The 7664-nt window shown below is 49.0% G+C and carries 3 protein-coding genes, 1 tRNA gene and 2 pseudogenes; 4 read left to right on the plus strand and 2 right to left on the minus strand.

Going from position 1 to position 7664, the window contains the following annotated elements:
- Positions 1-84: 84 nt before the first annotated feature.
- The 4 genes from RJ38_RS15290 (at position 85) to RJ38_RS18280 (ending at position 6723) form a co-directional block, all read left to right on the plus strand.
- A complete protein-coding gene (locus RJ38_RS15290) occupies positions 85-1122 on the plus strand; it encodes a cysteine synthase A (protein ID WP_039019733.1) in 1038 nt (345 codons plus the stop codon).
- Between the two features lie 93 nt (positions 1123-1215).
- On the plus strand, positions 1216-3657 hold the full coding sequence (locus RJ38_RS15295) for a DUF3772 domain-containing protein (protein WP_082005783.1): 2442 nt from the start codon (positions 1216-1218) through the stop codon (positions 3655-3657).
- Positions 3658-4035: 378 nt separating this feature from the next.
- A tRNA-Ser gene (locus RJ38_RS15300) sits at positions 4036-4125 on the plus strand.
- Between the two features lie 828 nt (positions 4126-4953).
- On the plus strand, positions 4954-6723 hold the full coding sequence (locus RJ38_RS18280) for a GmrSD restriction endonuclease domain-containing protein (RefSeq protein ID WP_162183582.1): 1770 nt from the start codon (positions 4954-4956) through the stop codon (positions 6721-6723).
- A gap of 330 nt (positions 6724-7053) precedes the next feature.
- Here RJ38_RS18280 and tnpA read toward each other — a convergent pair.
- Together tnpA and RJ38_RS19430 are read right to left on the minus strand one after the other, a co-directional pair.
- A pseudogene (tnpA, locus tag RJ38_RS19425) lies at positions 7054-7387 on the minus strand (IS200/IS605 family transposase); the annotation flags it as partial.
- A 42-nt stretch (positions 7388-7429) separates the two neighbouring features.
- Positions 7430-7528: pseudogene (locus RJ38_RS19430) on the minus strand (hypothetical protein); the annotation flags it as partial.
- Positions 7529-7664 lie beyond the last annotated feature (136 nt).

Consider the following 7664-nt stretch of genomic DNA (forward strand, 5'->3'; position numbering starts at 1 on the left):
CCTTGAGTTTCCGCCTCTGCGTGCTTACTGATTAATCAAATTCCGCAGGCATATGTCTGCGTCTGAACTTTGCTGGAGACCGCCATGCGCATTTGTAATGATCTAGTCGAAACCATTGGGAACACGCCCCTTATTCGCTTGAAGGCAGCGTCTGAGGCCACTGGAGCTGAGATTTTTGGCAAGGCAGAGTTCATGAACCCGGGTCAATCTGTGAAGGACCGGGCCGCCCTATATATGATCAAAGACGCTGTTGCGCGTGGCCTTCTGAAACCTGGCGGCACAATTGTCGAAGGGACGGCGGGCAACACGGGTATTGGGCTTGCGCTTGTAGGGGCATCACTTGGGTTTAAGACGGTCATCGTTATCCCCGAAACCCAAAGCCAAGAAAAGAAGGACATGATCCGATTGGCCGGGGCTGAACTTGTTCAGGTGCCCGCGGCGCCCTTCAAGAACCCGAACAATTACGTGCGCTATTCTGAACGTTTGGCTGCGAAGCTTGCGGAAACAGAACCAAATGGCGCGGTATGGGCGAACCAGTTTGACAATGTCGCCAACCGCCAAGCACACATTGAGACAACCGCCCCAGAAATCTGGGAGCAAATGGACGGCAAGATTGACGGGTTTACTTGCGCCGTTGGGTCTGGTGGAACACTTGCTGGTGTCGCGATGGGGCTGCGTGAACGCGATGCAAATGTCAAAATTGCTTTGGCAGATCCTAAAGGGTCGGCTTTGTACAAATACTATACAGAAGGCGAATTTGGGTCAGAAGGTGGATCAATCACTGAAGGCATCGGGCAGGGGCGCGAGACCGCCAACCTGAAAGGGTTTAAACCTGATTTCGCTTACTCGATCTCGGATGAGGATGCTTTGCCCTTGGTCTATGACCTGTTGGCACATGAAGGGCTCATGTTGGGCGGATCCAGCGCAATTAATATTGCTGGTGCGATGAAGTTGGCGCGCGATTTAGGGCCTGGTTCTCGTGTTGTGACAATGTTGTGTGACTATGGAAACCGCTATCAGTCCAAACTGTTTAATCCGCAGTTTTTGAAGGAAAAAAACCTTCCGGTGCCGGAATGGCTAGACCGTCTTCCTAAACCAATTCCATCGGTTTTCGAAGATTAACCCTCACAAGCCCGGCCGGATCAGCGTGCCGGGCTTTTCATTTTTGGCCTGCACCGGATTGGGCCATAATTAGACTAATGACAGGACGCAATGATGCGACGTTTTACGCAGATTTTTCAGATATTTGTTTTTGCTGTTTTTCTTGGAATGATGTCCGTCCCATCAGGGATGGCGCAGCAATCGGACGAAACCAGTGTTGACTATACATTGTGGGATACCACTGCGGAGCGCGCGGAAGATGCGATTGCGGCCGGGCGTGCATCTGACGTCGCGTTGGAAAACCTGCGAGGCCAAATCGCTGCCTGGAGAGACGGGTTTGCAACCGCACAGGGGCAAAACACCCCTCAAATCGCCAGCCTGCGCGCACAAATTGCAGCACTTGGCCCGCTTCCGACCGAAGGGACCGAGGCCGAGGAAATTGCGCAGCGCCGTCAACAGCTTACCACCGAATTATCCGACGCCCGCGCCCCTGTGCAAAAAGCGGAAGCGGCATGGACACAGGCGGATGGCCTGATTTCTCAGATCGATCAGATCATTCGTGATCGAAGCAAAGATCAAATCTTATCCCTTGGCCCAACGCCGCTGAACCCGGCCAATTGGGGGCCTGCTGTGGGGGCATTGATTGAGGGCACTAAGCACATCGGGGATGAGTTTCGCACAGCCTGGGCAAGCCCCATTCAACAGGCGGAAACGAAAAGCAATGGCCTTGCAATTGCTGTTCTGACGCTGATTGGTTTTATCCTGATGTTGCGTGGACGCCGTTGGTCAGAACGCCTAAGTCTTTGGTTGCAAATGCACAATCAAGTTGCTTGGCGCTGGCTTCTAGGCTTTGCTGTGTCTTTGGGGCAGTTCGTTTTGCCGACTCTTGGCGTATTGGCGCTGACCTTTGCGGTTTACGCAACAGGGCTTGTCGGTCTTGGTGGCGATGTGTTGTTGCAAATTTTGCCAGCTGCCGGGTTCGTATTCTTTATGGCCAGTTGGCTTGGTGCCAGGGTCTTTCCCCGAAAATCCGGGGACCTGAAATACCTAAATCTCAGCGCGCAGCAGCGCACCGAGGGGCGTTTTTATTCCGCATCGCTTGGGGCAATGATGGCCCTGAACGGCATTGTAGTGGAACTTTCACAGTTCCTTAATTTGCCCCCGGAAATTCACGTGGTCTTGGTGTTCCCGATCCTTGTCTTGGTGGCATTGATGGTCGCGCGCATAGGACAATTACTGTCAGCGCATTACCGAAACGAGACGGTGGATGATGGCGAAACGCCGCCTAACTATCGCTGTCGAATGTTGCGTTTGCTGGGCCGGGCCGCTGTGTTCGTGGCATTGGGCGGCGCGACGCTTGCGGCGATTGGATACTTCAGTGCTGGGCAGCGTTTGGTGTTTCCTGCCGCATCGACCTTAGGTCTTTTGGCATTTGTTCTGATCCTTCAACGCCTGTTTAGCGAAATTTGGGTGTTGGTATCTGGTCGGGGTGAAGAGGCGCGCGATACGTTGGTACCGGTGCTTGCTGGTTTTGCGTTGACTGTTGCGGCTCTTCCATTATTGGCACTGTCATGGGGCATGCGTGCGGCAACTTTGTCGGAATATTGGGCAAAGTTCCTACAGGGTGTACCACTTGGTGACACTCGAATTTCGCCCACTGTTTTCATAACCTTAGCTGTGATCTTCTCAATCGGTTACATGGTGACGAAGCTGGTGCAAGGGGCGTTGCGCAATACGATCTTACCCAAAACAAAGATTGATCCAGGCGGACAAAATGCCATCGTGTCAGGCATGGGATATGTCGGGATCTTCTTGGCCGCGTTGATTGCGATCACGGGGGCAGGGATTGACCTATCCGCATTGGCGATTGTCGCGGGTGCCTTGTCGGTGGGTATCGGTTTCGGCTTGCAAAATATCGTGTCGAATTTCGTCTCTGGTATCATTCTGTTGATTGAACGCCCCATTGCTGAGGGGGATTGGATCGAAGTTTCGGGGCAGTCCGGTACAGTAAAATCGATTTCGGTGCGCTCAACCCGTATTGAGACATTTGATCGTGCTGATGTGATCGTCCCGAACGCCGACTTGATTTCGGGGGTTGTGATGAACATGACCAAGGGCAATCTGACCGGGCGCATCATTGTGCCGGTTGGTGTGGCTTATGGCTCTGACACCCGAAAAATTGAAGCTATCTTGCAGGAGATCGCTGAAGCGCATCCATTGGTCGTTATGAACCCGGGGCCGGGCGTGGTCTTTAAAGGTTTTGGCGCTGACAGTATGGATTTCGAAATTCGTGCTGTCCTGCGGGATATCAATTTTGGCTTGGGGGTGCGTTCAGAAATGAACCACCAAATTGCAGAACGCTTTGCGGCGGAAGGTATTGAAATTCCCTTTGCTCAACGGGACATCTGGCTTCGCAATCCCGAGGCATTAAGTGGAAATACCACGCGTGCGACATCGGCGGTGCCCCCGGTATCGCCAAAGAAAACCGCTGCCGATGATATCGATCGTGATTTCATCGACAGCCAAGATGCAGGTGACGCTGGGGATGGGCGGTGACGTTGTAAGTGTTGCCGTCTGAAATCGGCCATCCTGCGTGTGCAATTCATACCAGCGATGCTGGATGGTCGAGCAAGGCGAAAGCGACATCGCGATCGAAACTCCGAATGAGAGGCAGAGCGGCGTGATGCCGCGGATCTGTGTCGCCATGCCTGTGGGCGAGAAATAGATGCACTGAGACAGGGTTTCAGGCTTTGAAACAATGGGAAACCTTGGGGGCGATGCTTTGTGTCATATTTTATGACCCGATAATAGCGACCAGGTTTGAGTGCAGGACACTGGGGAACACCGCACTGCGATAGGTAGAATAAGTTTTTTGTATTTTGCAATATTTGCCTCTTGAACTCCTACCGTTTCAAGGCTAATTCACACCGCAGTGGACAGGTGGCCGAGTGGTCGAAGGCGCACGCCTGGAAAGTGTGTAGGCGGGGAACCGTCTCCAGGGTTCGAATCCCTGTCTGTCCGCCAAAAAACTCAATCATACCGTTGATTTTATTTAATTATATTCATCGTCGGGAGTGGCGTGCCTACTTTTATGCCTACTTTGGCTTGAGGTAACTAAGGGCATTTGAAGTTTCGTCGGCCTGTCGGAAATCGTGGGAATCCGGGTGCCGTTGCCATAATTCGCCAATGTCCTGAATGCATTGCGTTTCGGCTGTAAATAAAGAATAATTGTACGCTGACACAGATACTTGCAGTAATGAGTTTATCCGGGTTGTAGTGAGTTTATCTGAGTTGGATCCTTTAAAATAAGGCGCTTCAACTAGGCGTCACAGGAAAATTGGCCGATGGCTTTTGTCATGCAGTAAAGCCTGAAATGGGCCATACTGGCGAAGGTTGGCCAATTATCGCGATACGAGACCGGTCGGCTAAACGATTGTTATAGGCTTGTTAAACAGGGCTTTAAGGCGCTGTTTAACCCATATTTAGACAATCCTGCATTTTCAGAACATTCCCAAACGTGGGAAAGTTCTTCATTGCGTGGGAAAGTTTGAGTTCAAGCCATGAAATATGGTGTTTCACATAACCTTCCCAATCTGGCTGTCAGACTGAACTTTCCCACTTTTTGCGGTCACAGGTGGCAGCTTTGGGCAGTTAGTGTACTTTGCAAAATTGAGCCCACTACCCCATAGCGGACATTCATTATGGCGAACTTCGCTGGATGTGACACCTACGCGAGTAATTTTTCATAATAGTTTGTTTAGGACTCGCCTTAATGCTGTAAAACGTGTTTTTTGGTAGACAGGTGGTCTAAAACGAAGGCCCATAAATTGTTTTATTCAAGGATCCATGATTTTGGCACTTACTCCTAAAGGCATTAACATCCAGTCTCTTTACAATGACTATCGGACCGGCAAGCTAATCGTTAATCGACGCTATCAGCGCAAGCTGGTCTGGAGCATTGAGGAAAAAAGGGAGCTAATTCATAGCATTCTCTGTGATTACCCTGTCCCCTTACTTCTTTTTGCTGAACGTACTGGAACAGACCAGATCGAAATTATCGATGGATTGCAAAGGTTGAATGCCATCTTTAGCTACATTGAAAACAGGTTTAAAACCACAGAAGGCTACTTTAACTTAGATACGTTTTTATCCGCAAGGCGTGCCAATGCAGACGGTCATTTTGAAAAAAAATATTCTGATATTACAGAATGCATTCCCGAAGAGTCATGTGAGAAAATTCTTAATTACAACCTTGCGGTTACGACCTTCAAAGCCCCAGATAGCGACGTTATTGACATTGTATTCAACCGCATTAATGCGACAGGCGTCAAACTCAGCGAACAAGATCGTAGGCAGGCGGGGTCAACTTCGCGCTTTTCCAAGCTAGTTTCTGATTTGGCATGCTATGTACGTGGCGACGTTTCCAGCCCTGTTATTCCACTGCATAAAATGGCAAACATTAGCATCGCAAATAGACAAAATTACACTGGAAATGAAATAATTGCGGAAGATGTTTTTTGGTGTGCCAATGGAATTATTCACTTCAAAAAGCTTAAGAATAGTGGCGACGAAGAGGTCATTGCTGATATTCTATCTGGGATGATACTGGAAAGCCCTATGGGTGTCGGTAAGGCAAATCTCGATAAGCTATATGACGAGAACAATCAGAACTCTAAAGACATCGACGCAAAAATTTCGATTAAAGGCGAGGAGTTCTACATTGATAAGTTCAAGGAATGCTTCGCGGATGTAGAGAAGCTAATCTCACACAGCGAATCTGAAAATAACATGTTCCGTTCCCACGTCTACAAGGGGAATACTTCAAACGAGCAAACGCAAATTTTCTACGCACTATTCTTGGCGATTTTCCTTATTCGAAATTCCGAGAACAAGATTATTTCGGACTATGATAAAGCATGGCGGGCACTAGAAGATGTATCTCCAAGAATAAAGGTTGGGCAGCAAGCACAGAACCCGGATGTGCGCAAGCAAAACATCGACACATTCAAAGGGTTGATAGGCGACTGTTGTGTCCTCCGACCGAAAGATTATGCGAATGCGGTAAGCAACCAGCAAGAGTTGAAAAACATCCTCTCATCATCGCGTGTCGAACTCGAAATAATAGAATACAAACAAGGCTTTGTAAATTTGCACTCAAAGGAATGGGAAGGTTCGTTCGATGTTAAAATTCCCAAAACTCTATGCGCTTTGGCCAACTCTAATCCGAACAACCAGTCCTATCTAGTTTTTGGAGTATGCGACGGTGTCGATGATAAAGATAAAATCGAAAAAGCATTTACGATTGGTACCTATGAATATCACGGTTGGCATATTTGCGGTGTAAACAAAGACATTGCCTGCATGAATATTACTGTCGATGATCTTTTTGTAAAAATTAGAAAGCTCATTGATAGTTCAGATTTGAGCGAGAACATAAAAAATGCTGCCGTATCAGGACTGCGCGTGTTCGACTATTCTGATCGTCATGTTTTCATTGTCAATGTACCACCTCAAGATGAATTATCCTTTTTAGGAGATGATTGCTTCGTTCGAAGCGGTAATGATATCAAAAAGCTTAGCCCTAAAGAAGTGGCCGGGTGGGCGAAAAAAATGGGAGCTTAGGCTAACAAAGGCATGAGTTGCTTTTTAGGGCATCGGCTAGGCCCATTTTTGTAGCAAACTCTCTGCGATATCTAGGACTATAACGCCCGTTTCCAGTTATCCTCTTACTTTAATAGTTGAGGGTCCCGGAGGACGTTGATTTTCAGTAATTGCAGCCCCAAGTGAAGGATGTATGGCGGCGGAGCGAAAGTCCGCTTCCCGCCCGACGTATCAGATGCGCGAGCCCGCTTTGGGCTGGGTGCCGTCATCTACGATCTCTCAGGTAGCGGTAGGTTTGCCGTATATTTACTATGTGCAGTTGTATGTGCTACATGGTATTTCAGTGAAGGACTACCGGCTGATGCCGGTAGCATCATTTTTGGGAATGTAATTCCAAGTACTGCAAGATGATGTCATCGGTGACATTTCCAGATGTTGTCGAAAAATACCCACGCGCCCAAAACCTTTGGCCCCAGTACCGCTTCTTCAGTTCGGGAAACTCCATCTGGATCCGTCGCGATGACCTCCCTTTGATGCGCTGCATCACATCTGACAGGGAAAGCTTCGGTGGGATCGAGAGGAACATATGGACATGATCGCGACCAAGTACACCGCTGACAATATGAACGCCCAGTTCTGAGCAAGTCTGCATGATAATCTCTCGGATCCTTTCACGCATTTTTCCCTGCAGTATCCCCATGCTTTTCATAAGGCGAACAACCGTGCAACGGGCGACGACAAACCCATCGTCGAGCAAGTCATGCCAGATCTTAACCGCCCCATAGCGCTTCCCGCTATTCTCCCAGAAATGGGTGATCCTAGTCATTATGATGGCATCACGCTTTGCTCGATCCGATGCCTTCTCGGGATAACGATCAATCGACTTGCGGTGGTAATAGGTGGAAGGCGCGATCGGCAAAACATTGCAAATCACCTCGACGCCAAGATGATCACGGTGGTCA

This window comes from Halocynthiibacter namhaensis (genome assembly GCF_000812685.1).
Classification (GTDB): Bacteria; Pseudomonadota; Alphaproteobacteria; order Rhodobacterales; family Rhodobacteraceae; genus Halocynthiibacter; species Halocynthiibacter namhaensis.

Excerpts from the sequence above, each read along its gene's own strand:
- RJ38_RS15295 (WP_082005783.1), top strand. The coding sequence starts at position 1,216 with ATGCGACGTTTTACGCAGATTTTTCAGATATTTGTTTTTGCTGTTTTT.
- RJ38_RS15290 (WP_039019733.1), top strand. The coding sequence starts at position 85 with ATGCGCATTTGTAATGATCTAGTCGAAACCATTGGGAACACGCCCCTT.